Raw genomic sequence first — 24,091 nt, 5'->3', positions numbered from 1 at the left:
GTTCACGCCGCTGCCACCGTGGCGGCCAGGCGGCGCGCGCAGGCCTCGGCCTGCTGCGCATCGCGCGCCTCCACCATCACCCGCAGCAGCGGCTCGGTGCCGCTCGCGCGGATCAGCACGCGCCCGCCGTCACCCAGTTCGGCTTCGACCCTGCGCGTTTCCTCGGCCAGCGCGCCGTTGCGCTTCCAGTCATGGCCCTCGGCCAGACGGATGTTGATGAGGGTCTGGGGAAAGAGCTGGACGTCGCTCAGCAGTTGCGCCACGGTCTTGCCGCTGCGCACGCAGGCCTGCAGCACCTGCAGCGCGCTGACGATGCCGTCGCCGGTGGTCTGCTTGTCCAGCGCCAGCAGATGACCCGACCCTTCGCCGCCGAGAAGCCAGCCGCGCTTGTCGAGCTCTTCCAGCACGTAGCGGTCGCCGACCTTGGCGCGCACGAACTCGATGCCTTTCTGGCGCAGCGCCACTTCCACGGCCTTGTTGGTCATCAGGGTGCCCACCACACCGGCCACGTGCTCGCCGCGGCCGAGGCGCTCGGACACCATCAGGTAGAGCAGCTCGTCGCCATTGAAAAGCCGCCCATCGGCATCGACCAGTTGCAGCCGGTCGGCGTCACCGTCCAGTGCGACGCCGTAATCGGCGCCGCGCGCCTTCACCGCATCGATCAGCGCCTGCGGATGGGTGGCGCCCACACCCTTGTTGATGTTCAAGCCGTCCGGCGCGACGCCGATACTGGTGACGTCGGCGCCGAGTTCGTGGAAGACCTGCGGCGCTACCTGGTAGGCGGCGCCATGGGCCGCGTCGACCACCAGCTTCATGCCGCGCAGGGTCAGGTCGTTGGCGAAGGTGCTCTTGCAGAACTCGGTGTAGCGGCCGGTCGCGTCATCCAGCCGGCGGGCCTTGCCCAGGTTGGCCGAATCGGCCCATACCGGCGGCTCTTCCAGGATGCTTTCCACCGCCAGTTCCCAGGCGTCGTCCAGCTTGGTGCCCTGGGCGCTGAAGAACTTGATGCCGTTGTCCGGATAGGCGTTGTGGCTGGCGCTGATCACCACGCCCAGGCTGGCGCGCTGGGCGCGCGTGAGATAGGCCACGCCAGGAGTGGGCAGCGGGCCCAGCAGCACCACGTCGACCCCGGCAGAGTTGAAGCCCGATTCCAGCGCGCTTTCCAGCATGTAGCCCGAGATGCGGGTGTCCTTGCCGATCAGCACCTTGGGCCGCGCTTCCGTCTTCTTCAGCACGCGGCCGACCGCATGCGCCAGCCGAAGCACGAAGTCGGGGGTGATGGGCGCGGCGCCAACCGTGCCGCGAATGCCGTCGGTGCCGAAGTACTGGCGTTTCATCTGGATGGGTCCTGTTGTTGTGTTGTGGTCGTTGCGTGGACCGCGCGCCAGACCGCCAGCGCCGCCACCGTTTCTTTGACGTCGTGCACGCGCACGATGCGGGCGCCCCGCTCCGCCGCCAGCAACGCCGCGGCCACGCTGGGCACCATGCGCTCTGCCGCACTTTCGATGCCGGTCACCGCGCCCAGCGAGCCCTTGCGCGACCAGCCGGCCAGCAGCGGATAGCCCAGCGCCAGCAGCTCTTCCTGGCGCGCCAGCAGCTCGAAATTCTGCGCCACCGTCTTGCCGAAGCCGATGCCCGGATCCAGCACGATGCGTGGCGCCGCGACGCCGGCGTTTTGAAGCGCGCCGGCCCGCTCCGCCAGGAAGTCGCGCACGGGCGGCAGCGCGTCGCCGCTCATGGGCGCCACTTGCATGGTCTGCGGATCGCGGTGCATGTGCATCAGGCAGACGCCGCACGCGGGATGGGCGGCGACGATCTGCTCGGCACCCGGTTGGCGCAGTGCCCATACGTCGTTGATGATGTCGACGCCGGCATCGAGCGCCGCCTGCATCACTTGCGGCTTGTAGGTGTCGACGGAAACCGGCACGCCCAGCTTCACCGCCTCGCGCAGCACGGGCATCACGCGGGCCAGTTCTTCATCCAGGGGAACGGCCGGACTGCCGGGCCGGGTCGACTCGCCGCCGATGTCCAGGATGTCGCAGCCCTCGCGCAGCAACAGCTCGCAATGGGCCAGCGCATCGGCAGGCGAATCGTGTGTGCCGCCGTCAGAGAACGAATCGGGCGTGACGTTGACGATGCCCATCACGCGCGGCTGCGCGAGCTCGATGCGAAAGCGGGAGGTCTGCCAGTTCATGTCATCAGGTCGAATCGGTCGTGCGATGCCATTGTTCGGGCGCCCACGAAAAACGGGGCGCTAGGCCCCGTCGTATTTTCTCGCCTTGTCTTCAGGCCACCGTCGGCGCCGGGTCGGGCTTGACGGCCGGCGATCCGCCGCTGCCGCCACCGGCCGAAGGCGGCACGCGCGGCGTCCAGTCCTTGGGCGGACGCGGCTCGCGGCCGGCAATGATGTCGTCAAGCTGCTCGGCGTCGATGGTTTCCCATTCGAGCAGGGCCTTGGCCATGGCGTGCATCTTGTCCTGGTTCTCTTCGATCAAGCCGCGCGCCAGCGAGTACTGCTCGTCGATGATGCGGCGCACCTCGGCGTCGACCTTCTGCATGGTCGATTCGCTCATGTTGGTGGTCTTGGTGACCGAGCGGCCCAGGAACACCTCGCCCTCGTTCTCGGCGTAGACCATCGGGCCCAGGGCCTCGCTCATCCCATACTTCATGACCATGTCGCGCGCCAGGTTGGTCGCGCGCTCGAAGTCGTTGCTGGCGCCGGTGGTCATCTGGTGCATGAACACTTCTTCGGCGATGCGGCCGCCGAACAGCATGCTGATCTGGTTCAGCATGTATTCGCGGTCGTAGCTGTAGCGGTCTTGCGCGGGCAGGCTCATGGTCACGCCCAGCGCGCGGCCGCGCGGAATGATCGTGACCTTGTGCACCGGGTCGCACTTGGGCAGCAGCTTGCCGATGAGGGCGTGGCCCGACTCGTGATAGGCCGTGTTGCGGCGCTCTTCCTCAGGCATGACCATGCTCTTGCGCTCGGGGCCCATGAAGATCTTGTCCTTGGCCTTCTCGAAGTCCTGCATCTCGACCACGCGCGCATTTCGGCGCGCGGCCATCAGAGCGGCCTCGTTGCACAGGTTGGCCAGGTCGGCGCCCGACATGCCGGGCGTGCCGCGGGCGATGATGCTGGCGTTGACATCCTGGCCCAACGGAACCTTGCGCATGTGCACGCCCAGAATCTGCTCGCGGCCGCGGATGTCGGGCAGCGTCACGTAGACCTGGCGGTCGAAACGGCCCGGGCGCAGCAGCGCAGCGTCCAGGATGTCGGGGCGGTTGGTGGCGGCCACCACGATCACGCCCAGGTTGGTTTCGAAGCCGTCCATCTCGACCAGCATCTGGTTCAAGGTCTGCTCGCGCTCGTCGTTGCCGCCGCCCAGGCCCGCGCCACGCTGGCGGCCCACGGCGTCGATTTCGTCGATGAAGATGATGCAGGGGGCGTTCTTCTTGGCGTTCTCGAACATGTCGCGCACACGCGCGGCGCCGACGCCGACGAACATCTCGACGAAATCCGAGCCGGAGATGGAGAAGAACGGCACCTTGGCCTCGCCGGCGATCGACTTGGCCAAGAGGGTCTTGCCGGTGCCCGGCGGGCCGACCAGCAGCAGGCCGCGCGGAATGCGGCCGCCCAGCTTCTGGAACTTGGCCGGGTCCTTCAGGAAGTCGACCACTTCCTTCACTTCTTCCTTGGCCTCGTCGCAGCCGGCGACATCAGCAAAGGTGACCTGGTTGGCGTTCTCGTCGAGCATGCGCGCCTTGCTCTTGCCGAAGCTGAAGGCGCCGCCCTTGCCACCGCCCTGCATCTGGCGCATGAAATAGACCCACACGCCGATCAAGAGCAGCATCGGGCCCCAGCTGACCAGCAAGGTCATGAGGAGCGAGCCCTCTTCGCGCGGCTTGACGTCAAACTTGACGTTGTTGTTGATCAGGTCGCCGACCAGGCCGCGGTCCAGGTAGGTGGCGGTGGTGCGGATCTTCCGGTCATCCGTGGTGACCGCGACGATCTCGCTGCCGCCCTGGCCTTCCTGGATGGTTGCGCTCTTGATGCGGTTGGCCCGCACATCTTCCAGGAAATCGGAATACCCGACATAGCCGGCTCCGGCGGCGCCGCGGGTGTCGAACTGCTTGAACACAGTGAACAACACCATCGCGATGACGAGCCAGACGGCAACTTTGGAAAACCACTGATTGTTCAAACGAAGCTCCAGTCGGGGGAAGCAGAGGCCAGCCATGGAAACCGGCTGTGCCCATAGACAGCATGTACGGCAAGTGACGCCCATTTTAGGCTTTTCAAGCTGCGAAACCCGGAGAAATCCCCCCAGCAGCCGTAGGGCGCATGCGGATTTGGCCCGCAGCCTGCACGTATCAAACGGTATCGGCCTTCTTGAGACCCACGCCCACCAGGAAAGTTTCGGACGACTTGTCGCGCGAGGCCTTGGGCTTGAAGGGCTTCACCACCCGGAAATGCGCCTTGAACAAGGCCACCAGCTCGTTGTAGCCGCTGCCATGGAAGACCTTGGCCACCAAGGCGCCTTCGGGCTTGAGATGGTGCTGGGAGAAATCGACCGCCAGCTCGATCAGATGGGCGATGCGAGCGGTGTCGGCCGACTCGATGCCCGACAGGTTGGGCGCCATGTCCGACACCACCACGTCGGCCCGGCGGCCGGCCATGGCCTCTTCCAGCTGGGCCAGCATCTGCTCCTCGCGGAAGTCTCCCTTGAGGAAGAGAACGCCCTCGATCGGCTCCATGGGCAGAAGGTCCAGCGCGATGATGGTCCCGTCCAGCGCCCCGGCAGCAGCGCCCGAGGGCGACAGCCGCCGCCGCACGTACTGGCTCCAGGCGCCTGGCGTCGAGCCCAGGTCGACCACCAGGTGGCCGGGCTTGATCAGGCCCAGGGCCTCGTCGATTTCCTTGAGCTTGTAGGCGGCGCGCGCGCGATAGCCCTCCCGCGCGGCCAGCTTGACCCAGGGGTCGTTGACGTGGTCGTTGAGCCACGCCTTGTTGATCTTCTTGCTTTTGGATTGAACCTTCATCGTCGCTCTTCGTTGCCCTGGATAATACGGGGATGCCCGCCATTCAACTTACCCCCGCCCAACGCAAGGTGCATCGCGCCGAAGCGCACCATCTGGATCCGATCGTGATGGTCGGCGGCGACGGGCTCACGCCAGCCGTCAAAAAAGAAACCGATGCAGCCCTCAAGGCGCATGGCCTGATCAAGATCCGCGTCTTCTCGGACGACCGCCTGGCGCGCGAAGCCATGCTGCAGACCCTGGCCGATGAACTGGACGCCGCGCCCATCCAGCATATCGGCAAGCTCCTGGTGCTGTGGCGCCCGAAGGTGGAAAAAGAGCGCACGGTCGACGAAGACCGCATGCCCGGCCCGCGCGACGTCAAGATCCTCAAGTACAGCAAGAAGGGCGGCCAGCGCCCCGAAGTGAAGATGCTGCGCGTGCTGGGCAACCAGCGCCTGACGCCCGGCGGCACCATCAAGCGCGCCAAGCCCAAGAAGGTGTCGCTGAAGAAGCGCCGCCAGGCCGACTGACGCATGCCGACCGAGGCCGCCACTCCCGGACGCATGCGCCACATCATCTGCATGAAATGGGGCACCAAGTACGAGCCCTACTACGTCAACAAGCTCTACGCCATGGTTCGCCGCCACCTGAGCGGCGAGTTTCGCTTCATCTGCCTCACCGATGACGCCAAGGGCATCCGCAGCGAGGTCGAGTGCTTCCCGATCCCGCCGGTGGACATCCGCCCCGAGGCGGCCGGCGTGCGCGACCGCGCCTGGAAAAAGCTCACCACCTTCAGCCGCGACCTCGGCGAGGTCTATGGCCTGCAAGGCACCGCCCTCTTCATGGACCTGGACGTGGTGGTGGTCGGCAGCCTGGACGACTTCTTCACCCGGCCGGGCGAGTTCCTCATCATCAAGGACTACCGGCGGCCCTGGCGCGTCACCGGCAATTCGTCGGTGTACCGCTTCGAGATCGGCGCGCACCCGGACGTGCTGGACTATTTCCGCGCCAACGAGGTCGCGGTGCGTGAGCGCTTTCGCAACGAGCAGACCTACCTGTCGGACTACCTGCACGAACAAGGCAAACTCCAGTACTGGCCCAGCGAGTGGTGCCCCAGCTTCAAGTACCACGGCATTCCCCTGTGGCCCAGCAATTTCTGGCGCCGCCCCTTCGTTCCGGACGGCGCGCGCATCGTGATCTTTCATGGGGAATGCAATCCGCCAGATGCGCTGGCGGGACGCCGAAACCGGCGCTTTCGCTTCATCCGCCCGGCCAGTTGGGTGGCCGAGCATTGGCACGAGTAAGCCTGTTCAGGCCGCTGGCGTCGGCCTGAGCACGCGCCAGAGCACCGTGCCGGCGCAGGTCCACTGGGCCAGGTAAAGGCCGCTGCCCACGGCGTGCCAGAGCTTCAGGTTCTCGCGCGCCACGATGCGCGGCGCGACGCCGAATTCGCCCACCAAGGCCAGCAACAGGCCGAGGATGACAAAGAGGACGGCGCGGTCCAGTGCCTCTGCCGCCGAGCCAGCCTGCTCGGCGCGCGACAACCCCAACAGCAGCAAGGCGCAGCCGATCGACACCCAGGTCTGGGCCGTGAAGAGCTGGGCCGCCATCCGGCCCGCCACGGCGGGCGTTGGCAGATGCTTGAACAGCAGCGGCACGACGATGAAACCGAGGACCGTGAGGCTCACCCACCAAAAGGCGGCGGCCAATGCAGGCAGGCGCTGGGTCAGGCCGCGCATCCGGAGTCAGACGTAGCTGATGCCGACGATCTCGTAGCGCTTGATGCCGCCGGGCGCCTGGACTTCGGCGGTATCGCCCTCTTCCTTGCCGATCAGCGCACGGGCGATCGGGCTGGAGACGTTGATCAGGCCGTGCTTCAGATCGGCCTCGTCCTCGCCCACGATCTGGTAGCGCACCGCCTCGCCCGACTCCTCTTCCTCCAGCTCCACGGTGGCGCCGAACACGACCTTGCCGCCGGCATCCACCGAGGACGGGTCGACGACCTGTGCGGCCGACAGCTTGCCCTCGATGTCCTGGATGCGGCCCTCGATGAAGCCCTGGCGGTCCTTGGCAGCTTCGTACTCGGCGTTTTCGCTCAGGTCGCCCTGGGCGCGCGCATCGGCAATGGCCGTGATGACCCAGGGGCGGTCGACGGTCTTCAGGCGATGCAGCTCTTGCTTGAGCTTCTCGGCACCGCGCTTGGTGATGGGAATGGTTGCCATGATTGGGGTAGCGTCAAAAAGCGAAACCGCCGAACGTCGCCGTTCGGCGGTATCTGGTTGCAAACAACAATGGGGAAAATTCTAGACCAGCGGGCGGCCAGTGAGTCGGCTCAGGATCGCCAGCGGGCTTGCACCCGGATTGTATTGGCTGGCGGCCGGCAAGTGCAGGGTCTGCTCCATCATGAATTGCCCTGACATGACGGCGTGCGACGTCTGGTCGGAAAAGCAAACCCACACCGAGCCCGCGGGAAATGGCACCGTTTCCTGTGTGGCATCGCGTTGGTAGTCGAGGTCGGACTTCATGCCGTCGTGCAGCTGCAGCATCAGGTGGTCGTACTCGCTGCGCAGCGACTTGGTGACGTGCAGCGCCTTCAGCGCCTTGGCCTGCCAGCGCGAATAGGGCTTGGCGCGCGCCAGGAAGCGCTTGGCCACGTCCTCGAAGGGCTCGCCCACCCGCCACACGCGCGGCGCGCCATCCGGGTTCACGTTGGTGAAGACGCGCAGGATGCGCTCGCCATAGTTGGGCCGCGAGGGAAAGGAATCGACATGCAGGCGCCGATCGTCGGCACGCCAAGACTGCACCCGCGTCTCCACCTGCGCCGGACGGAAGCTGGTGGGCGCCATCCGCAAATGCGGCCCGTAGGCCGGCAGCAGGCCGTCGATCAGTTCGCGCGCCTGCTGGCGAAAGCGGCCGATCATCCCGGCCACGGCCTTTTGGGTTGCCTCGTCGCCGGCCACGCCCTTGAGCTTACCGTTGCCGTCCAGGCTGATGTTGCGCACGCCCTCGGCCAGCAGCTTCGGGTCGAGAAAGCCGCGTTCCTCAGGCTTGAACTGAAAGCCCAGCTTCGGAAAGTACAGCACCTTGCCCGCTTCCAGCGCCTCGATCCACGCCTGGTTGGGCGTGGGGACGCGCCAATCGGCGAGATCGAGTTCGACGAGCTGCGATTCCATTTTTTGCGAAAGCCTCAGGCCGCCGTCAGCTGCGCGTGCATTTCCTGCACCGAGATCACGCTCAGCTCGTCCAGGTAATGCATGCCTTCCACCGCGGCCTCGGCGCCGAAGATGGTGGTGATGGTCGTGACACGGGCCAACAGTGCCGACGTACGGATCTTGCTCGAGTCGGCAATGGCGTTGCGGCGCTCTTCCACCGTGTTGATGACCAGCGCAATCTCGTTGTTCTTGATCATGTCGACGATGTGCGGGCGGCCCTCGGTCACCTTGTTGACCACCTCGCACTCGACGCCGCCGGCCTGGATTGCCGCCGCCGTGCCCTTGGTGGCGATCAGCGAAAAGCCCAGCTTGGCCAGGCCGCGCGCGCATTCGACCGCACGCGCCTTGTCGTTGTTCTTCACCGAGATGAAGACCTTGCCCGATTTCGGCAGGTGCGTGCCGGCGCCGAGTTGCGACTTGACGAAAGCCTCGCCGAAGGTCTTGCCCACGCCCATCACCTCGCCGGTCGACTTCATCTCGGGGCCGAGGATGGTGTCGACGCCCGGGAACTTGACGAAGGGGAACACCGCTTCCTTCACGCTGAAGTACGGCGGCGTCACCTCCTTGGTCATGCCTTGCTTGGCCAGCGAGGTGCCCGCCATGCAGCGCGCCGCCACCTTGGCCAATTGGATACCAGTGGCCTTGCTCACGTAGGGCACGGTACGCGAGGCACGCGGGTTCACTTCCAGCACGTAGATCACGTCTTTGCCGTCCTTTTCCTGGATGGCGAACTGCACGTTCATCAGGCCGACCACGTTCAGCGCCTGGGCCATCGCGGCGCTCTGGCGCTTGAGTTCGGCCACGGTTTCGGCGCGCAGGCTGTAGGGCGGCAGCGAACAGGCGGAATCGCCCGAGTGCACGCCGGCCTGCTCGATGTGCTCCATCACGCCGCCGATGAGCGTCGCGCCTTCGGCATCGCGCAGGCAGTCGACGTCGCATTCGATCGCGTCGTTCAGGAAGCGGTCCAGCAGCACCGGTGAATCGTTGCTCACCTTCACCGCTTCGCGCATGTAGCGCTCCAGGTCGCGCTGCTCGTGCACGATCTCCATGGCGCGGCCACCCAGCACGTAGCTGGGACGCACCACCAGCGGGTAGCCCAGGGCCGCAGCCTTTTCGAGCGCTTCTGGCTCGGTACGCGCCGTGGCGTTGGGCGGTTGGCGCAGGCCGAGTTCGTGCAAGAGCTTCTGGAAGCGCTCGCGGTCTTCGGCCGCATCGATCATGTCGGGGCTGGTGCCGATGATCGGCACGCCGTTGGCCTCCAGGTCGAGCGCCAGCTTGAGCGGCGTCTGGCCGCCGTACTGCACGATCACGCCAGTCGGCTTTTCCTTGTCGACGATCTCCAGCACGTCTTCCAGCGTCAGCGGTTCGAAATACAGGCGGTCGCTGGTGTCGTAGTCGGTCGACACGGTCTCGGGATTGCAGTTGACCATGATGGTCTCGTAGCCGTCCTCGCGCATCGCCAGTGCCGCGTGCACGCAGCAGTAGTCGAACTCGATGCCCTGGCCGATGCGGTTGGGCCCGCCGCCCAGCACCATGATCTTCTTGTTGTTGGTCGGCTCGGCCTCGCACTCGTCCTCGTAGGTCGAATACATGTAGGCGGTGTTGGTCGCGAATTCGGCGGCGCAGGTGTCCACGCGCTTGTAGACCGGGCGCACGCCCAGGGCGCGGCGCTTCTCGCGCACGGCCGTGTCGGTGGTGCGCAGCTGCTTGGCCAGCCGGCGATCGGAGAAGCCCTTCTGCTTCAGGATGCGCAGGGTGGCGGCGTCGATGTCGTCGAGCGTCTTGGTCTCGAGCTCGAGTTCGATCTTCACGATCTCCTCGATCTGCACCAGGAACCAGCGGTCGATCTTGGTGAGCGCGAAGACCTCGTCCACGCTCATGCCCTGGGCGAAGGCGTCGCCCACGTACCAGATGCGCTCGGGGCCGGGCTCGCCGAGTTCCTTCTCGAGCACTTCACGGTCCTGCGTCTTCTCGTTCATGCCGTCGACGCCGACTTCCAGGCCGCGCAGCGCCTTCTGGAACGATTCCTGGAAGGTGCGGCCCATGGCCATCACCTCGCCCACCGACTTCATCTGGGTGGTCAGGCGGGAATCGGCCTGCGGGAATTTTTCGAAGGCAAAGCGCGGGATCTTGGTCACCACGTAGTCGATGCTGGGCTCGAAGCTGGCCGGCGTGGCACCGCCGGTGATCTCGTTGCGCAGCTCATCGAGCGTGTAGCCGATGGCCAGCTTGGCCGCCACCTTGGCGATCGGGAAGCCCGTGGCCTTGGAGGCCAGCGCCGAGGAGCGCGACACGCGCGGGTTCATCTCGATGACGATCATGCGGCCGTCCTTCGGGTTGACCGAGAACTGCACGTTGGAGCCGCCCGTGTCCACGCCGATCTCGCGCAGCACCGCCAGGCTGGCGTTGCGCATGATCTGGTATTCCTTGTCGGTCAGCGTCTGCGCCGGGGCCACGGTGATCGAGTCGCCGGTGTGCACGCCCATCGGGTCGAGGTTCTCGATCGAGCAGACGATGATGCAGTTGTCCGCCTTGTCGCGGACCACTTCCATCTCGTACTCCTTCCAGCCGAGCAGCGACTCCTCGATCAGGAGCTCGTTGGTGGGCGAGGCTTCCAGGCCGCGCTTGCAGATGACTTCGAACTCTTCCGGGTTGTAGGCGATGCCGCCGCCGGTGCCGCCGAGCGTGAAGCTGGGGCGGATGACCGTCGGGAAGCCGACGTTCTTCTGCACGCCCCAAGCTTCGTCCATGGTATGCGCGATGCCCGAGCGCGCCGAGCCCAGGCCGATCTTGGTCATCGCGTCCTTGAACTTCAGGCGGTCCTCGGCCTTGTCGATGGCCTCGGGCGAAGCGCCGATCAGCTCGACCTTGTACTTGTCGAGCACGCCGTTGTGCCACAGGTCGAGCGCGCAGTTGAGCGCGGTCTGGCCACCCATGGTCGGCAGGATCGCGTCGGGGCGCTCCTTGGCGATGATCTTCTCGACCGTCTGCCAGGTGATCGGCTCGATGTAGGTGACGTCAGCCGTGGCCGGGTCGGTCATGATCGTCGCGGGATTGCTGTTGATCAGGATGACCTTGTAGCCCTCCTCGCGCAGGGCCTTGCAGGCCTGCACGCCGGAGTAGTCGAACTCGCAGGCCTGGCCGATGATGATCGGGCCGGCGCCGATGATGAGGATGCTCTTGAGGTCTGTGCGCTTAGGCATTTTTGTTCTCCGCCTTGTTCTTTTCCATCAATGCCGTGAAGCGGTCGAACAGGTAGGCAATGTCGTGCGGTCCCGGCGAGGCTTCCGGGTGTCCCTGGAAGCAGAAGGCCGGCTTGTCGGTGCGCGCCAGGCCCTGCAGCGTGTTGTCGAACAGGCTGATGTGGGTGGGACGCAGGTTGGCCGGCAGCGACTTTTCGTCGACCGCGAAGCCGTGGTTCTGGCTGGTGATGCTGACGCGGCCGTTGTCCAGGTCCTTCACCGGATGGTTGGCGCCGTGGTGGCCGAATTTCATCTTGAAGGTCTTGGCGCCGGAGGCCAGCGCCATGATCTGGTGGCCCAGGCAGATGCCGAAGGTCGGGATGCCGGTCTCGATCAATTCCTTGACCGCCGCGATGGCGTAGTCGCAAGGCTCCGGGTCACCGGGGCCGTTGGCCAGGAAGATGCCGTCCGGCTTGAGCTTGAGCACGTCGGCCGCCGGCGTCTGCGCCGGCACCACCGTGATGCGCGCGCCGCGCTGGGCGATCATGCGCAGGATGTTCTTCTTCACGCCGAAGTCATAGGCGACCACATGGAACTGGGGCGTGATCTGCACGCCGTAGCCGGGCTTGCCGTTCAGGTTCACGAGCTTCCACTCGGTCTGGGTCCACTCGTAGGTCTGCTTGACCGACACCACCTTGGCCAGGTCCAGGCCGGCCATGCTGGGTGCGCCCTTGGCGGCGCTGATGGCCTTGTCGATCAGCGCCTGGCTCACTTCTTCGCCTTGCTTCAGCCCCAGGATGCAGCCGTTTTGCGCGCCATGCGTGCGCAGGTGACGGGTGAGCTTGCGGGTGTCGATGTTGGCGATGGCCACCGTGTTGCCGGCCACCAGGTACTCGGACAGGGTGGCGGCCTTGCGGAAGTTCGATGCGACCAGCGGCAGGTCGCGAATGATCAGGCCAGCAGCATGGATCTTGTCGGCTTCGATGTCTTCCTCGTTGACGCCATAGTTCCCGATGTGCGGGTAGGTCAGCGTGACGATCTGCTGGCAGTAGCTGGGATCGGTGAGGATTTCCTGGTAGCCGGTGATGGCGGTGTTGAACACCACTTCGCCGACCGTGGCGCCGGCGGCGCCAATCGAGTGACCGAGAAAGACCGTGCCGTCTGCAAGCGCCAAGATGGCGGGCGGGAAAGCTCCCTTGAGAGACAAAAGCACTGGGTTCTCCGGATGGATGACGCCCAAAGCGAACCCAAGAGGCCAAGACGGCGGCTAGGGGGTTGCAACTTTCGTCGAAGAGTGGCTTGTGCGCGCGGTGGGCGGGGTATGAGCGGGATAGCCTCTCATTATAGCCGGGGGATTCGCGTTTCTACTGAGAGCCCGCCGAGATGGCCGCACTTGCGTGCAGGCAAATGGCAGCGGCCGCCGCCACGTTCAACGACTCTTCCCCGCCTGGCTGGACGATGCGGATCAATTGCGTTGCGCGTTGCTGCAATTGCGCCGAGACGCCCTGCCCTTCGTGCCCCATCAGCCAGGCACAAGGATGCGGCAGAGTGCGGTCGGCCTGGGCCTGGTGCAGCCAGAGGCCGTCATGCGAACTGGTGGCCAGCAGGGGCAGTCGCAGGGCGTCCAGCGCCCCGAGGTCGGCGCCTTCGATCAGGCGCAGGCCGAAATGCGCCCCCATCCCGGCGCGCAGCACCTTGGGCGCCCACAGGGCCGCCGTGCCCTTGAGGGCGATGACCTGCCGAAAGCCAAAGGCCGCGGCGCTGCGCAGGATGGAACCCACGTTGCCCGCGTCCTGCAGCCGGTCCAGCACCACGGTGGCCACCGTGGCTTCGACCGCTGGCGGCTTCGGCGTGTCGAACACGAAACCCATGGGCGCCGGGGACTCGAGCCCGCTGACGCCATGCAGCAGCGCGTCGGGCAGCAGCACCATGCGATCGGCGCAGCCCGTCCACTCGGTCTGGGCGCCTGGCCAATACGACTCGGCGAACACGGCGATGGCCGGCCGCACGCCGCGCTCGCGTGCCGCCCGGCACAGATGGTCGCCTTCCAGCCAGACGCGCCCGAGCTTGCGGTAGGCGCCGGGATCGGTCGCCAGCCTGCGCAGATCCTTGAGCAAGGGGTTGTCGCGCGAAGTGATCGGCGTGATCTCGGGACCGGTCATGACGATGCCGCGCTGCCCGGGATGACGCTGACCTGGGCCATGAGCTCCGTGGTTTCGAAGGCCTGCGTCAACGCCGCTGCCACTGGGCCGAAGGAGCGCCGGTGGTGGATGCAGGCGCCATGCAGGCGCAGCGCCTCCAGGTGCTCGGGCGTGCTGTAGCCCTTGTGCGCGGCAAAGCCGTAGTGCGGATATTCGGCATGCAGTTGTTCGCACAGGCGGTCCCGGTGCACCTTGGCCAGGATGGAGGCCGCCGAAATGGATTTCACCAGCGCGTCGCCGCCCACCACCGCCTCGGCAAGCATGTCCAGGGTGGGCAGGCGGTTGCCGTCCACCAGCACCTTGACCGGCTTCAGACGCAGCCCCTCGACCGCACGGCGCATCGCCAGCATGGTGGCCTGCAGGATGTTGTGGGTGTCGATCTCTTCCACGCTGGCCTGCGCCACCGAACAGCACAGCGCCTTGGCCAAAATCTGATCATTCAGCCGCTCGCGCTGCTTGGGTGTCAAGGTCTTGGAGTCGGCCAGGCCGCGGATCGGCCGCAGGTCGTCCAGGATGACGGCCGCGGCCACCACGGGCCCAGCCAGCGGGCCGCGGCCGGCCTCGTCCACGCCGGCCACCAGGCCGGGCACATCCCAGGCCAGAGCGGCCTGCTTAGCCTTCAAGAACTTGCTCGATCGCATCGGCACAGAGTGTGGGCGTGTCGCGCAGCAATTGCGCATGCAACGCGGTGAATCTTTGTTGCAGTGCTTGCACCTTGTCGGGCGCCCGCAGCCACGCCAGGGTGGCCTGCGCCAGGGCTTCGGGCGTGGCCTCGTGCTGGATCAGCTCGGGCACCACGAACTCGCGGCACAGGATGTTGGGCAGGCCGACCCACGGCTGCAGCTGCTTGCGAATCATGAGCCGCCAGGTCAGCGAATTCATGTTGTAGGCAATGACCATGGGCCGCTTGAACAAGGCGGCCTCCAGGGTGGCGGTGCCGCTGGCGATCAGGGTGGCGTCGCAGGCGGCGAGCACGGCATGCGATTGCCCATTCAGGATCTTGACCTGGCCGCCAAGCCCGCCGGCCTGCAGCATCTGCTCGGCCTCGGCGCGCAGCGCCGGCAGGGTGGGCAGCACGAACTGGATGGCGGGGTCTTCGCGGCGCATCAACGCCGCCGCCTGCAGAAAGCGCAAGGCGATGTAGCGCAGCTCGGAGCGCCGGCTGCCAGGCAGCAGCGCCACGACCGGGGTGTCGAGCGCGAGCCCCAGCGCTGCGCGGGCAGCGGCGCGGTCCGGCTCCATCGGAATGACCTGGGCCAGCGGATGGCCCACGTAGCTGCCGGCCACGCCGTGCTCCGCCAGCAATTCAGGCTCGAAGGGGAAGATGCACAGCACCCGGTCGGCGGCGGCGCGGATCTTCTCGATGCGCTCGGGCCGCCAGGCCCAGATCGAGGGGCAGACGAAGTGCACGGTCTTCACGCCCTGGCTGCGCAGGCCCGCTTCCAGGTCGAGATTGAAATCGGGCGCGTCCACGCCGATGAACATGTCGGGCCGCTCGCGCAGCAAGCGCGCCTTGAGCTGGCGCCGGATGCCGGCGATTTCAGGGTAGTGGCGCAGCACCTCCACATAGCCGCGCACCGCCAGCTTTTCCTGCGGCCACCAGCTCTGGAAGCCGCGCGCCAGCATCTGCGGGCCGCCGATGCCAGCCGCCTGCATGTCCGGCCAACGGGCCTTCATGCCGTCCATCATGAGGCCGGCGAGCAGGTCGCCGGACGCCTCGCCCGCGACCAGCGCAAACCGCCGCTGCTGTGCACCCATGGCGGCGCTCAGCGGGCGATGCCGCGCGTGGCGTCGGCCAGGAAGCCGTTCATCAAGGCCACGTCCTGCGCGGCCTCGGGCGTTTCGGCGGTCAGCGCCTCGATGGCGGCGCGTGCCTCGTCCAGTGTCTTGCCCTGGCGGTAGAGCAAGCGATGCATCTGCTTCACGGCGGCCAGGCGCTCGGCCGAGAAGCCACGGCGCTTCAGCCCGACCGTGTTGAAGCCGCGTACGGCCAGCGGGTTGCCGTCCACCAGCATGAAGGGCGGCACGTCCTGCGAGACGGCGCTGGCAAAGCCCACCATGGCATGCGCGCCGATCTTCACGAACTGGTGGATGCCGGTGAGGCCACCCACCGTGACCCAGTCGCCGATCAGCACGTGGCCGGCCAGGGTCGTGTTGTTGGCCATCGTCACGTTGCTCGCAATATGGCAGTCGTGCGCGATGTGCGTGTAGGCCATGATCCAGTTGTCATCGCCGATCGTCGTCTTGCCGCCGGCCCCGGGCACGCCACGGTTGAAGGTGCAGAACTCGCGCACCGTGTTGCGGTCGCCGATCACCAGCTCGGTGTCTTCGCCCTTGTACTTCTTGTCCTGCGGTTCAGCGCCGATGGAGTTGAACTGGAAGAAGCGGTTGCCCTCGCCGATGGTGGTGCGGCCCTCGATCACGCAATGCGCGCCGATCGAGGTGCCGGCGCCGATCCGCACCTGCGGGCCAATCACGGCATACGGGCCCACCGTCACCGAGGAATCGAGCTGCGCGGCGGTATCGACGATGGCCGTCGGGTGAATCTGCGTCATGCGTGGAAAAAAGAAACGCTCAGCTTCTCAGTTGATCTGGCGCATCGCGCACATCAGGCTGGCTTCGCACGCCAGTTCTTCGCCGACCAGGGCGCGGCCCTTGAACTTGGAAATGCCGGCCTTCATACGCTCGATCTCGACTTCCAGCCTGAGCTGGTCGCCCGGCTCCACCGGCCGCTTGAAGCGGGCGCCGTCGATGGCGGCGAAGTAATAGACCATGTTCTCGTCGGGCACGATGTCCAGCGACTTGAAGGACAGCAGCGCCGCGGCCTGTGCCATGGCCTCGAGCATCAGCACGCCCGGCATCACCGGGCGATGCGGGAAGTGGCCGTTGAAGAAGGGCTCGTTCATCGTCACGTTCTTCAGCGCCGTGATGCGCTTGCCCTTCTCCATGTCGATCACCCGGTCGACGAGCAGGAAGGGATAGCGATGCGGCAGCAGCTTGAGGATTTGATGGATGTCGAGCGTGTTGGTGGTCATGATGTCTTCTTGTCGTCTTGCGAGAGGCCTTTTTCGAGTGCCTTGATGCGCTCCCGCAATGAATGGAGGTGCCGCAGCGTCGCGGCATTCTTCTCCCAGGCGGCATTCTCGTCGATGGGAAAGACGCCGGTGTACTGGCCCGGCTTGTGGATCGAGCGCGTGACCAGCGAAGCCGCCGACACGTGCACGCCGTCCGCCAGCGTGAGGTGGCCCAGCACCATGCCGGCCCCGGCGATGGTGCAGTTCGCGCCGATCACCGCGCTGCCGGCCACCGCCGAGCAACCGGCCATGGCGGTGTTGCGGCCGATGCGCACGTTGTGGCCGATCTGGATCAGATTGTCCAGCTTGACGCCGTCTTCGATGATGGTGTCGTCCAACGCACCGCGGTCGATGCAGGTGTTGGCGCCGATCTCGACGTCGTCGCCGATGCGCACCGCACCGAGCTGCTCGATCTTGATCCAGGCACCTTGATGCGGCGCCAGCCCGAAGCCGTCGGCACCGATCACCACGCCGGGGTGCAGCAGGCAGCGCGCGCCGATGCTGCAGCCTTCGCTCACCGTCACGTTCGACTTGAGCACGGTGCCGGCACCGATGCGGGCGCCCCGCTCGACCACGCACAGCGGGCCGATCTCGGCCGTGGCATCGATCTGCGCATCGGGATGGATCACCGCGCTGGGATGAATGCGTTCGCCCTTGGGCGGCGCATGCCGCGCCTTCCACAGCTGGGTTAGGCGCGCAAAGTAAAGATAGGGGTCGGGCGTGAGGATGAAATCGCCGCGCGCCGCGGCAGCCTCGCGCGCGGCCGGTGACACGATCACGCAGCCGGCCTGGGAAGCCGACAGGTCCTTCTGGAACTTGGGATTGGAAAGGAAGCTGAGCTCGTTGCCGCCTGCGCTTTGCAAGGACGCCAGCCGCTCGATGGAGCGCGCCGGATCACCGTGCAACTCGCCCCCCAGGGCATCAACGATGGCTGCGAGTTGCAGTGCCACGCCGGTTCGCCAGCCTGAGCCGGGCCTATTTGCCGCCAGCGGGGCCCGAAGACGCCGAAGAGCCGGCCGGGCCGGAGGCGTTGAGCGCCTTGATCACCTTGTCGGTGATGTCGTGCTTGGGGTTGATGTAGATCGCCTCCTGCAGGATGGCGTCGTACTTCTCGGCTTCGGCGACCTGCTTGACCACGCGGTTGGCCCGCTCGTACACGGCCTGCAGCTCTTCGTTCTTGCGGGCGTTGAGGTCTTCCTGGAATTCGCGGCGCTTGCGCTGGAATTCGCGGTCTTGTTCGATCAGGGCGCGCTGGCGCTGGGTACGCTGGCTATCCGACAGGGTCGGCGCTTCGCGCTCGAAACGCTCCGAGGCGGCCTTCAGCGATTCGCCCTGGTCCTTGAGATCCTTGTCGCGCTTGGTGAACTCGGCCTCCAGCTTGGCCTGGGCAGCCTTGGCCGGTTGCGCCTCGCGCAACACGCGATCGGGGTTCACGAAGCCCACGCGAAAAGATTCCTGTGCCTGCACCGGGCCCGCGCAAAACGCGAAGGCCGATACCAGCAGTGCCGCGGCGGCACGGAGCATTTGATTCATTAAAACGAGGTTCCGATCTGGAATTGGACCCGCTGCATTCTATCCTCGGGGATGCCATTTGCCGGGTCCGCCTTCTGGGACTGGACCGGGACGGCGTAGGCGAGGCGCAGCGGGCCCAGCGGCGAGACCCAGCTGATGCCGATACCCACCGAAGAACGCAGCTTCCTCTGAGCCTCCCATTGGGCATCGGTCTGCCCTTCCAGTCGGTCGGTGAACACGTTGCCGATGTCGAAGAAGCCGTACAGCCGCAGGGTACGGTCGTTGCCCGCGCCCGGAAACGGCGTGTTGATCTCGGCGTTGAAGATGGCCTTCTTGGTGCCGCCCAGCGAAGCCTGGGTCACGGCATCGCGCGGACCCAGCGAGTTCTGCTCGAAGCCGCGGATCGAACCCAGGCCACCGGCGTAGAAGTTCTTGAAGATCGGGTAGACCTGGTCGCCATAGGCCCTGCCATAGCCCAGCTCGGCGTTCACGGCAAAGGTGTAGGCCTTGGAGAGCGGGAAGAACTGCTGGTACTGGTAGCTGCCCTTGTAGTACTTCATGTCGCCGCCGGTACCGATCTCCAGGTTGGCCCGCTGCAGGCGCCCACTGGTTGGCACCAGTGCGCTGTCGCGCGCGTCGCGTGCCCAGGCCACGGTCAACGGGATGCCCCAGACGCTGTCGTTGGTGCAGCCCGTGATGATTCCGTTGGCCGTCGTGCAGCCAAAGTAGTCGCGGTAGGCCTGCGGCGTCGTCGACGCGACGGTGCTGCCGGGATCGAACTGGTAGCGCTCCAGGCCCACCCCGAAGTACACCGTGTCGACCTCGCTGAAAGGCACGCCGAAACGGATCGAACCGCCCTCGTTGACCAACCGGTAGTCGCCATCTTCCGCGTAGTACGGCCGGGTGGTCCGGTAGTAGATGTCGAAAGTGCGCGAGATGCCTTCCTGGGTGAAGTACGGGTTGGTGCTTGTCAGCTGGATCGTGCGGTTGTACTTGCTGGTGTTGAGCTGCAAGCCCAGGTAGTTGCCCGAACCGAACACGTTCTCCTGCGAGATGCCGAAGTTGAACGAGATCTTCTCGGCCGTCGAATAGCCGGCGCCCAGCTGCAAGGTGCCGGTGGGCTTCTCGGTCACGGTCATGGCCAGGTCGACTTGGTCGGGCGAGCCCGGCACTTCCAGCGTGTCAACATTGACCTCGGTGAAGTAGCCCAGGCGGTCGACCCGTTGACGCGACAGCTTGATGCGGTCGCCGTCATACCAGGAGGCTTCGTACTGGCGGAATTCGCGGCGGATCACTTCGTCGCGCGTGCGGTTGTTGCCGCTGACGCTGACGCGGCGCACATAGACCCGGCGCGAAGGCTCGGCCTGCAGCGTCAGGGCGACGCGGTTGTTGACCCGATCCACCTCGGGACGGGCCTGCACCCGCGCGAAGGCATAGCCGAAGGAGCCGAAGTAGTCGGTGAAGGCCTTGGTGGTCTCGGTGACCTGCTCGCCGTTGTAGGGCTCGCCCGGCTGGATCGTGACCAGGGACTTGAACTCGTCTTCGCGGCCCAGGAAGTTGCCCTCCAGCTTGACGCCGGAGACAACGAACTTCTGGCCTTCGTTGATATTCACCGTCACCGACAGGTCCTGGCGGTCGGGCGAGATGGCCACCTGGGTGGAGTCGATGCGGAACTCGAGGTAGCCGCGCGTCAGGTAGTAGGAGCGCAGGGTCTCGAGGTCGGCGTTGAGCTTGGCTCGCGAGTATTGGTTGGACTTGGTGTACCAGGAGAGCCAGCCACCGCTGTCCTGATCGAACAGGCCCAGCAGGGTCGACTCGCTGTAGGCCTGGTTGCCCACGATGCGAATGTCCTTGATGCGGGCCGGTTCGCCTTCGGTCACGGTGAAGCTCAGGTTCACCCGGTTGCGCTCGATCGGCGTCACCGTGGTCACCACTTCGGCGTTGTAGAGGCTGCGGCTCACGTACTGGCGCTTGAGCTCCTGCTCCGCACGGTCGGCCAGCGCCTTGTCGTAGGGTCGGCCATCGGCCAGGCCGACGTCGCGCAGCGCCTTCTTCAGGACATCCTTGTCGAATTCCTTGGTGCCGATGAACTCGACGTCGGCAATGGTCGGGCGCTCTTCCACGATGACCACGACCACATTGCCGTTCACGTCGATGCGCACGTCCTTGAACAGGCCCAGGTCGAACAGCGCGCGGATCGCGGCGGAGCCACGTTCGTCGGTGTAGGTGTCGCCGACGCGGATCGGCATGGACGCGAAGATGGTGCCCGGCTCGACGCGCTGCAGACCTTCAACGCGAATGTCGCGAACGGTGAAGGGTTCGACGGCCCATGCAGCCAGCGAAGAAACCGCTCCGGCCACAAGTACGGCAACGCTGCGCAGGCGGAAGCGGCTGAATTTTTTTTTCATCAGAGATTGGGCCGGCGCGACGTGGCCGGAAGAAAGTTAACCAAAGAGCCGAGTCACGTCGTTGAAGAGCGCGATCGACATCATGACCAGCAGCAGCGCAACACCTCCGCGCTGAAGTCGTTCCATCCATGCGTCGGACACGCTCTTTCCCGTGAGGCCCTCCCAAAGATAATACATCAGGTGTCCTCCATCGAGGACCGGGAGAGGCATCAGGTTGAGCACGCCCAGGCTCACGCTGATGAGTGCCAGAAAGGTCAGGTACTGCGTGAGGCCCAGGCTGGCCGACTTGCCGGCATAGTCCGCAATGGTCAGCGGGCCGCTGAGATTCTTGAGCGAGGCCTCGCCGATCAGCATCTTGCCCATCATGCGCACCGTCAGCGCCGACACCTCCCAGGTGCGCACCACGCCCAGCCACAGCCCGTCCAGCGGACCCTGACGCACCGTCACCATTTCGGGCGGCGCGCCGACATAGGCGCCGATGCGCCCCACCTTGGCCGCGCCTTCGCTGCGCAGCTCCGGGGCCACTTCGAGCTCGACCACCTGCCCGGCGCGCTCGATGCGCCATGTCTGTGCGCGCGGCTGGTCGCCGTCGATGGAGCCGCGGATGATCTCGCGCAATTGCTGGCCATCGATGATGGCCGTGGCGCCGACCGACAGCACCAGGTCGCCCCGCTGCAGCCCCGCACGCTGGGCGGCACCGCCGGCCATCACTTCGCCGATTTCGGGTCGCGTCAGCGGCATCAGGATGCCGATGCGGCGAAACATCTGGGCGTCGGCGTCCTTGGCTTCCACGGCGCCGAGCGGCAGGACCAGCGTCTGCACGCGGCCGCGCCCGTCCTTGTCGACTTCCAGCGTCAGGTCGCGCTGCTCCAGCGCGCCGCGCGTGATGCGCCAACGCAGGTCTTCGAAAGACTGCACCGCTTCCAGCTCGCCATCGAAGCCGGCACGCAGAACCTGTTCGCCACCTTGCAGTCCGGCCTGCTCGGCCAGCGAGGCGGCCACCGGCCGCGCCAGACGGGCCACCGGCTCGTCCACGCCGATCCAATTGACGGTGGCATAGAGCACCACCGCCAGCAGCAGGTTCGCCAGCGGACCGGCCGCCACGATGGCGACGCGCGAGCGCAGCGGCTGGGTGTTGAAGGCGCGATGGCGCTCTTGCGGATCCACCGGCGCCTCGCGCTCATCGAGCATCTTCACGTAGCCACCCAGCGGGAAGGCGCCGATCACGAACTCGGTCTCCTGCCCCGGGCGCTGCCGCTTGGGCTGCCAGCGGTAGAGCGTCTTGCCAAAGCCGATGGAAAAGCGCAGCACCTTGACGCCGCAGGCCACCGCGACGCGGTAGTGCCCCCACTCATGCACCGCGATCAGCACACCCAAGGCAACGATGAAGGCGATGACGGTCAGCATGGATGCCAGGTGGAATGGAGTTGCGCCTCAGGCCGCAAGACGCAGCGCGGCTGCCTCGGCCGCCCGGCGCGCTTCGGCATCGACGTGCAGCAGGTCAGCCAGGGATGCGGGCTTGGATGGCTGCACCGCCTGCAAAGTTTCCAGATTCACTGCATGAATGCGGTCGAAGCGCAGCCGGCCGTCGAGAAAGCGCTGGACTGCCACCTCGTTGGCGGCGTTCAGCACGGCGGTGGTGCCTGGCGCGGCGCGCAATGCCTGCCAGGCCAGATCGAGGCCAGGGAAAAGGCGGGCATCGGGCGTCTCGAAGGTGAGCGCGGCCAGGCTGCGGAAGTCCAGGCGCGTGGCGCCGCTTTCCAGTCGTTCGGGCCACGCCAGCCCGCAGGCAATGGGCACCCGCATGTCGGGCGTGCCGAGCTGCGCAATGACCGAAGCGTCGGTGAACTGCACCATCGAATGGATGACGCTTTGCGGATGGATCACCACCTCGATCTGCTCCGGCGTCACGCCAAACAAGTAACGGGCCTCGATCACCTCCAGCGCCTTGTTCATCATGGTGGCCGAGTCGACCGAAATCTTGCGCCCCATCACCCAGTTGGGATGGGCGCAGGCTTCCTCCGGTGTGACGCTGCCCAGGCTGCCCGGCTCGCGCGTGCGGAAGGGGCCGCCGGAGGCCGTGAGGATGATCTTGTCGATGCGACGCGGCCAGGTGGCCGGATCTTCGGGCAGCGACTGGAAGATGGCCGAATGCTCGCTGTCGATGGGCAGCAACGAAGCGCCGCCCTGGTGCACCGCATCCATGAAGAGGTCGCCGCCAACCACCAGCGCTTCCTTGTTGGCCAGCAGCAGGCGCTTGCCGGCCCGGGCGGCGGCCATGCAGGGCGACAGGCCGGCGGCGCCGACGATCGCGGCCATCACCGCATCCACCTCTTCGTGCGAGGCGATGCGTTCCAGCGCATCGGGCGAGCTCAGCACCTGGGTCGAGATGTCGTTGGCACGCAGCTTGTCGGCCAGCTGTGCCGCATGCGGGGCGCTGGCCATCACGGCGAAACGCGGCTTGAAGCGGGCGCACTGCGCCAGCAGCTCGTCGACGCGCGTCGCCGCCGACAGTGCGAAGACCTCGAAATGCTCCGGATGGCGCGCGATCACGTCGAGCGTGCTGACGCCCACCGAGCCGGTCGAGCCTAGGACCGTGATGCGCTTTTTGGAAGGAGTCGGGTTCACAGGAAGGCCAGCATCATGGCAAGAGGAAGGGTTGGCAACAGTGCATCCACCCGGTCGAGCACGCCGCCATGGCCGGGCAGCAGATTGCTGCTGTCCTTGGCGCCGGCGCTGCGCTTGATGAGCGACTCGACCAGGTCACCGACCACGCTCATCATCGTCAGAAACAGCACGCCCAGCGGCAATTGCCACCAGCCACGCGCCATCAGGCGCGAGTAGAGACTGGCAACGTCGGCCTGGGCCGCGCGGTCGGCCCAGCCCCAGGCCAGGGCCAGCACCAGCACCCCGGCCACGCCGCCCCACACCCCTTCCCAGCTCTTGCCGGGACTGATGGCAGGCGCCAGCTTGCCGCGCGTGAAGCGCAGGCCGAAGGCACGGCCGGAGAAATAGGCGAACACGTCCGCCACCCAGACCAGCACCAGCACCGACAGCAGGAAATTGATGCCCACCACCCTCGCCTGCACCGCCGCCAGCCAGGCCACCCAAAGGGCCAGCAGGCCGCCAACCAGGCGCACCGCTCGCGGCACCGTGGGCCAGCCTGCCACGCCGGCGCGCAGCATCAGCGCGCCGCCCAGCACCCAGGCGCCACCGGCCAGGATCCAGACCACGGGCAGCGACTGCTGCAGCAAACCCAACCACCAGGACAAAGCGCACAGCGCCACCGCCTCGAGGCCCAGAAGAACCGACAGACGCGGGCCACAGCCGTTCAGCCGGCCCCATTCCCAGGCCGCCGCGCCGATCAGCACCAGCATCACGACCGCAAAGGGGATGTAGGAGGGATAGAAGAGCGCGGGCAGCAGGATGGCCAGCAAGACCGCGGCCGTGATGATGCGTTGCTTGAGCATTAGGGCCTAGGCT

At 66.2% G+C, this 24,091-nt stretch carries 22 protein-coding genes; 2 read left to right on the top strand and 20 right to left on the bottom strand.

The genetic code is table 11. The annotated features are described in order from the left end of the window. Positions 1-2 precede the first annotated feature (2 nt). The 4 genes from glmM to ACIPRI_RS14515 form a co-directional block, all read right to left on the bottom strand. Positions 3-1,337, bottom strand: coding sequence for a phosphoglucosamine mutase (gene glmM / locus ACIPRI_RS14530; protein ID WP_446622166.1), 1,335 nt, complete (start codon positions 1,335-1,337; stop codon positions 3-5). Next, positions 1,334-2,194, bottom strand: coding sequence for a dihydropteroate synthase (folP, locus tag ACIPRI_RS14525; protein ID WP_446622165.1), 861 nt, complete (start codon positions 2,192-2,194; stop codon positions 1,334-1,336). The genes glmM and folP overlap by 4 nt, the downstream gene beginning before the upstream one ends. A gap of 91 nt (positions 2,195-2,285) precedes the next feature. Continuing rightward, entirely contained in the window at positions 2,286-4,202 is a 1,917-nt protein-coding gene (ftsH, locus tag ACIPRI_RS14520; RefSeq protein ID WP_446622164.1) for an ATP-dependent zinc metalloprotease FtsH, read from the bottom strand. Between the two features lie 169 nt (positions 4,203-4,371). Next, a complete protein-coding gene (locus ACIPRI_RS14515; RefSeq protein ID WP_446622163.1) occupies positions 4,372-5,040 on the bottom strand; it encodes an RlmE family RNA methyltransferase in 669 nt (222 codons plus the stop codon). 32 nt (positions 5,041-5,072) lie between these two features. Between ACIPRI_RS14515 and ACIPRI_RS14510 the strand changes: the two genes are divergently transcribed. Both ACIPRI_RS14510 and ACIPRI_RS14505 read left to right on the top strand, forming a co-directional pair. Next, positions 5,073-5,549 carry a YhbY family RNA-binding protein gene (locus ACIPRI_RS14510; protein ID WP_446622162.1) on the top strand — a complete coding sequence of 159 codons (477 nt, stop codon included), beginning with the start codon at positions 5,073-5,075 and terminating at the stop codon, positions 5,547-5,549. Between the two features lie 3 nt (positions 5,550-5,552). Further along, positions 5,553-6,323: a glycosyltransferase gene (locus ACIPRI_RS14505; protein ID WP_446622161.1), complete on the top strand. Its 771-nt coding sequence runs from the start codon at positions 5,553-5,555 to the stop codon at positions 6,321-6,323. A gap of 6 nt (positions 6,324-6,329) precedes the next feature. Here ACIPRI_RS14505 and ACIPRI_RS14500 read toward each other — a convergent pair whose 3' ends face one another. The 16 genes from ACIPRI_RS14500 to ACIPRI_RS14425 form a co-directional block, all read right to left on the bottom strand. Further along, positions 6,330-6,758 carry a DUF4149 domain-containing protein gene (locus ACIPRI_RS14500; protein WP_446622160.1) on the bottom strand — a complete coding sequence of 143 codons (429 nt, stop codon included), beginning with the start codon at positions 6,756-6,758 and terminating at the stop codon, positions 6,330-6,332. A gap of 6 nt (positions 6,759-6,764) precedes the next feature. Next, a complete protein-coding gene (greA, locus tag ACIPRI_RS14495) occupies positions 6,765-7,241 on the bottom strand; it encodes a transcription elongation factor GreA (RefSeq protein WP_446622159.1) in 477 nt (158 codons plus the stop codon). 81 nt (positions 7,242-7,322) lie between these two features. Continuing rightward, positions 7,323-8,192, bottom strand: coding sequence for a Kdo hydroxylase family protein (locus tag ACIPRI_RS14490; protein WP_446622158.1), 870 nt, complete (start codon positions 8,190-8,192; stop codon positions 7,323-7,325). A gap of 14 nt (positions 8,193-8,206) precedes the next feature. Then, positions 8,207-11,434: a carbamoyl-phosphate synthase large subunit gene (gene carB, locus ACIPRI_RS14485; RefSeq protein ID WP_446622157.1), complete on the bottom strand. Its 3,228-nt coding sequence runs from the start codon at positions 11,432-11,434 to the stop codon at positions 8,207-8,209. Then, a complete protein-coding gene (carA, locus tag ACIPRI_RS14480; RefSeq protein ID WP_446622156.1) occupies positions 11,427-12,626 on the bottom strand; it encodes a glutamine-hydrolyzing carbamoyl-phosphate synthase small subunit in 1,200 nt (399 codons plus the stop codon). Before carA ends, carB begins: the two co-directional genes overlap by 8 nt. A 151-nt stretch (positions 12,627-12,777) precedes the next feature. Continuing rightward, on the bottom strand, positions 12,778-13,575 hold the full coding sequence (locus ACIPRI_RS14475; protein ID WP_446622155.1) for a TrmH family RNA methyltransferase: 798 nt from the start codon (positions 13,573-13,575) through the stop codon (positions 12,778-12,780). Continuing rightward, the gene (gene rnhB, locus ACIPRI_RS14470; RefSeq protein ID WP_446622154.1) at positions 13,572-14,255 is read right to left on the bottom strand and encodes a ribonuclease HII; all 684 of its coding nucleotides are present in this window, start codon (positions 14,253-14,255) and stop codon (positions 13,572-13,574) included. The genes ACIPRI_RS14475 and rnhB overlap by 4 nt, the downstream gene beginning before the upstream one ends. Further along, positions 14,227-15,372, bottom strand: coding sequence for a lipid-A-disaccharide synthase (gene lpxB, locus ACIPRI_RS14465; RefSeq protein ID WP_446622153.1), 1,146 nt, complete (start codon positions 15,370-15,372; stop codon positions 14,227-14,229). Before lpxB ends, rnhB begins: the two co-directional genes overlap by 29 nt. A gap of 8 nt (positions 15,373-15,380) precedes the next feature. Further along, positions 15,381-16,169: an acyl-ACP--UDP-N-acetylglucosamine O-acyltransferase gene (gene lpxA / locus ACIPRI_RS14460; protein ID WP_446622152.1), complete on the bottom strand. Its 789-nt coding sequence runs from the start codon at positions 16,167-16,169 to the stop codon at positions 15,381-15,383. Positions 16,170-16,196: 27 nt separating this feature from the next. Beyond that, the gene (gene fabZ / locus ACIPRI_RS14455; protein ID WP_446622151.1) at positions 16,197-16,649 is read right to left on the bottom strand and encodes a 3-hydroxyacyl-ACP dehydratase FabZ; all 453 of its coding nucleotides are present in this window, start codon (positions 16,647-16,649) and stop codon (positions 16,197-16,199) included. Then, complete coding sequence (lpxD, locus tag ACIPRI_RS14450; protein WP_446622150.1) at positions 16,646-17,638, bottom strand: UDP-3-O-(3-hydroxymyristoyl)glucosamine N-acyltransferase; 993 nt, start codon at positions 17,636-17,638, stop codon at positions 16,646-16,648. Before lpxD ends, fabZ begins: the two co-directional genes overlap by 4 nt. A gap of 25 nt (positions 17,639-17,663) precedes the next feature. Next, positions 17,664-18,221: an OmpH family outer membrane protein gene (locus tag ACIPRI_RS14445; RefSeq protein WP_446622149.1), complete on the bottom strand. Its 558-nt coding sequence runs from the start codon at positions 18,219-18,221 to the stop codon at positions 17,664-17,666. Further along, on the bottom strand, positions 18,221-20,608 hold the full coding sequence (bamA, locus tag ACIPRI_RS14440) for an outer membrane protein assembly factor BamA (protein ID WP_446622148.1): 2,388 nt from the start codon (positions 20,606-20,608) through the stop codon (positions 18,221-18,223). Before bamA ends, ACIPRI_RS14445 begins: the two co-directional genes overlap by 1 nt. Before the next feature lie 36 nt (positions 20,609-20,644). Further along, entirely contained in the window at positions 20,645-22,015 is a 1,371-nt protein-coding gene (gene rseP, locus ACIPRI_RS14435; RefSeq protein ID WP_446622147.1) for an RIP metalloprotease RseP, read from the bottom strand. 27 nt (positions 22,016-22,042) lie between these two features. Continuing rightward, the gene (gene ispC, locus ACIPRI_RS14430; protein ID WP_446622146.1) at positions 22,043-23,236 is read right to left on the bottom strand and encodes a 1-deoxy-D-xylulose-5-phosphate reductoisomerase; all 1,194 of its coding nucleotides are present in this window, start codon (positions 23,234-23,236) and stop codon (positions 22,043-22,045) included. Then, positions 23,233-24,078: a phosphatidate cytidylyltransferase gene (locus tag ACIPRI_RS14425; protein ID WP_446622145.1), complete on the bottom strand. Its 846-nt coding sequence runs from the start codon at positions 24,076-24,078 to the stop codon at positions 23,233-23,235. The genes ispC and ACIPRI_RS14425 overlap by 4 nt, the downstream gene beginning before the upstream one ends. Between the last annotated feature and the right edge of the window lie 13 nt (positions 24,079-24,091).

The organism is Variovorax sp. LARHSF232, from assembly GCF_052871435.1.
This window is presented reverse-complemented; position numbering and strand designations above follow the sequence as displayed.

Excerpts from the sequence above, each read along its gene's own strand:
- ACIPRI_RS14425 (WP_446622145.1), bottom strand. The coding sequence starts at position 24,078 with ATGCTCAAGCAACGCATCATCACGGCCGCGGTCTTGCTGGCCATCCTG.
- glmM (WP_446622166.1), bottom strand. The coding sequence starts at position 1,337 with ATGAAACGCCAGTACTTCGGCACCGACGGCATTCGCGGCACGGTTGGC.
- rseP (WP_446622147.1), bottom strand. The coding sequence starts at position 22,015 with ATGCTGACCGTCATCGCCTTCATCGTTGCCTTGGGTGTGCTGATCGCG.
- ACIPRI_RS14510 (WP_446622162.1), top strand. The coding sequence starts at position 5,073 with ATGCCCGCCATTCAACTTACCCCCGCCCAACGCAAGGTGCATCGCGCC.
- greA (WP_446622159.1), bottom strand. The coding sequence starts at position 7,241 with ATGGCAACCATTCCCATCACCAAGCGCGGTGCCGAGAAGCTCAAGCAA.
- ACIPRI_RS14490 (WP_446622158.1), bottom strand. The coding sequence starts at position 8,192 with ATGGAATCGCAGCTCGTCGAACTCGATCTCGCCGATTGGCGCGTCCCC.
- lpxB (WP_446622153.1), bottom strand. The coding sequence starts at position 15,372 with ATGGGTGCACAGCAGCGGCGGTTTGCGCTGGTCGCGGGCGAGGCGTCC.
- fabZ (WP_446622151.1), bottom strand. The coding sequence starts at position 16,649 with ATGACCACCAACACGCTCGACATCCATCAAATCCTCAAGCTGCTGCCG.
- folP (WP_446622165.1), bottom strand. The coding sequence starts at position 2,194 with ATGAACTGGCAGACCTCCCGCTTTCGCATCGAGCTCGCGCAGCCGCGC.
- ACIPRI_RS14500 (WP_446622160.1), bottom strand. The coding sequence starts at position 6,758 with ATGCGCGGCCTGACCCAGCGCCTGCCTGCATTGGCCGCCGCCTTTTGG.
- carB (WP_446622157.1), bottom strand. The coding sequence starts at position 11,434 with ATGCCTAAGCGCACAGACCTCAAGAGCATCCTCATCATCGGCGCCGGC.
- ACIPRI_RS14445 (WP_446622149.1), bottom strand. The coding sequence starts at position 18,221 with ATGAATCAAATGCTCCGTGCCGCCGCGGCACTGCTGGTATCGGCCTTC.
- rnhB (WP_446622154.1), bottom strand. The coding sequence starts at position 14,255 with ATGCGATCGAGCAAGTTCTTGAAGGCTAAGCAGGCCGCTCTGGCCTGG.
- ACIPRI_RS14475 (WP_446622155.1), bottom strand. The coding sequence starts at position 13,575 with ATGACCGGTCCCGAGATCACGCCGATCACTTCGCGCGACAACCCCTTG.
- bamA (WP_446622148.1), bottom strand. The coding sequence starts at position 20,608 with ATGAAAAAAAAATTCAGCCGCTTCCGCCTGCGCAGCGTTGCCGTACTT.
- ACIPRI_RS14505 (WP_446622161.1), top strand. The coding sequence starts at position 5,553 with ATGCCGACCGAGGCCGCCACTCCCGGACGCATGCGCCACATCATCTGC.
- ACIPRI_RS14515 (WP_446622163.1), bottom strand. The coding sequence starts at position 5,040 with ATGAAGGTTCAATCCAAAAGCAAGAAGATCAACAAGGCGTGGCTCAAC.
- lpxA (WP_446622152.1), bottom strand. The coding sequence starts at position 16,169 with ATGACGCAGATTCACCCGACGGCCATCGTCGATACCGCCGCGCAGCTC.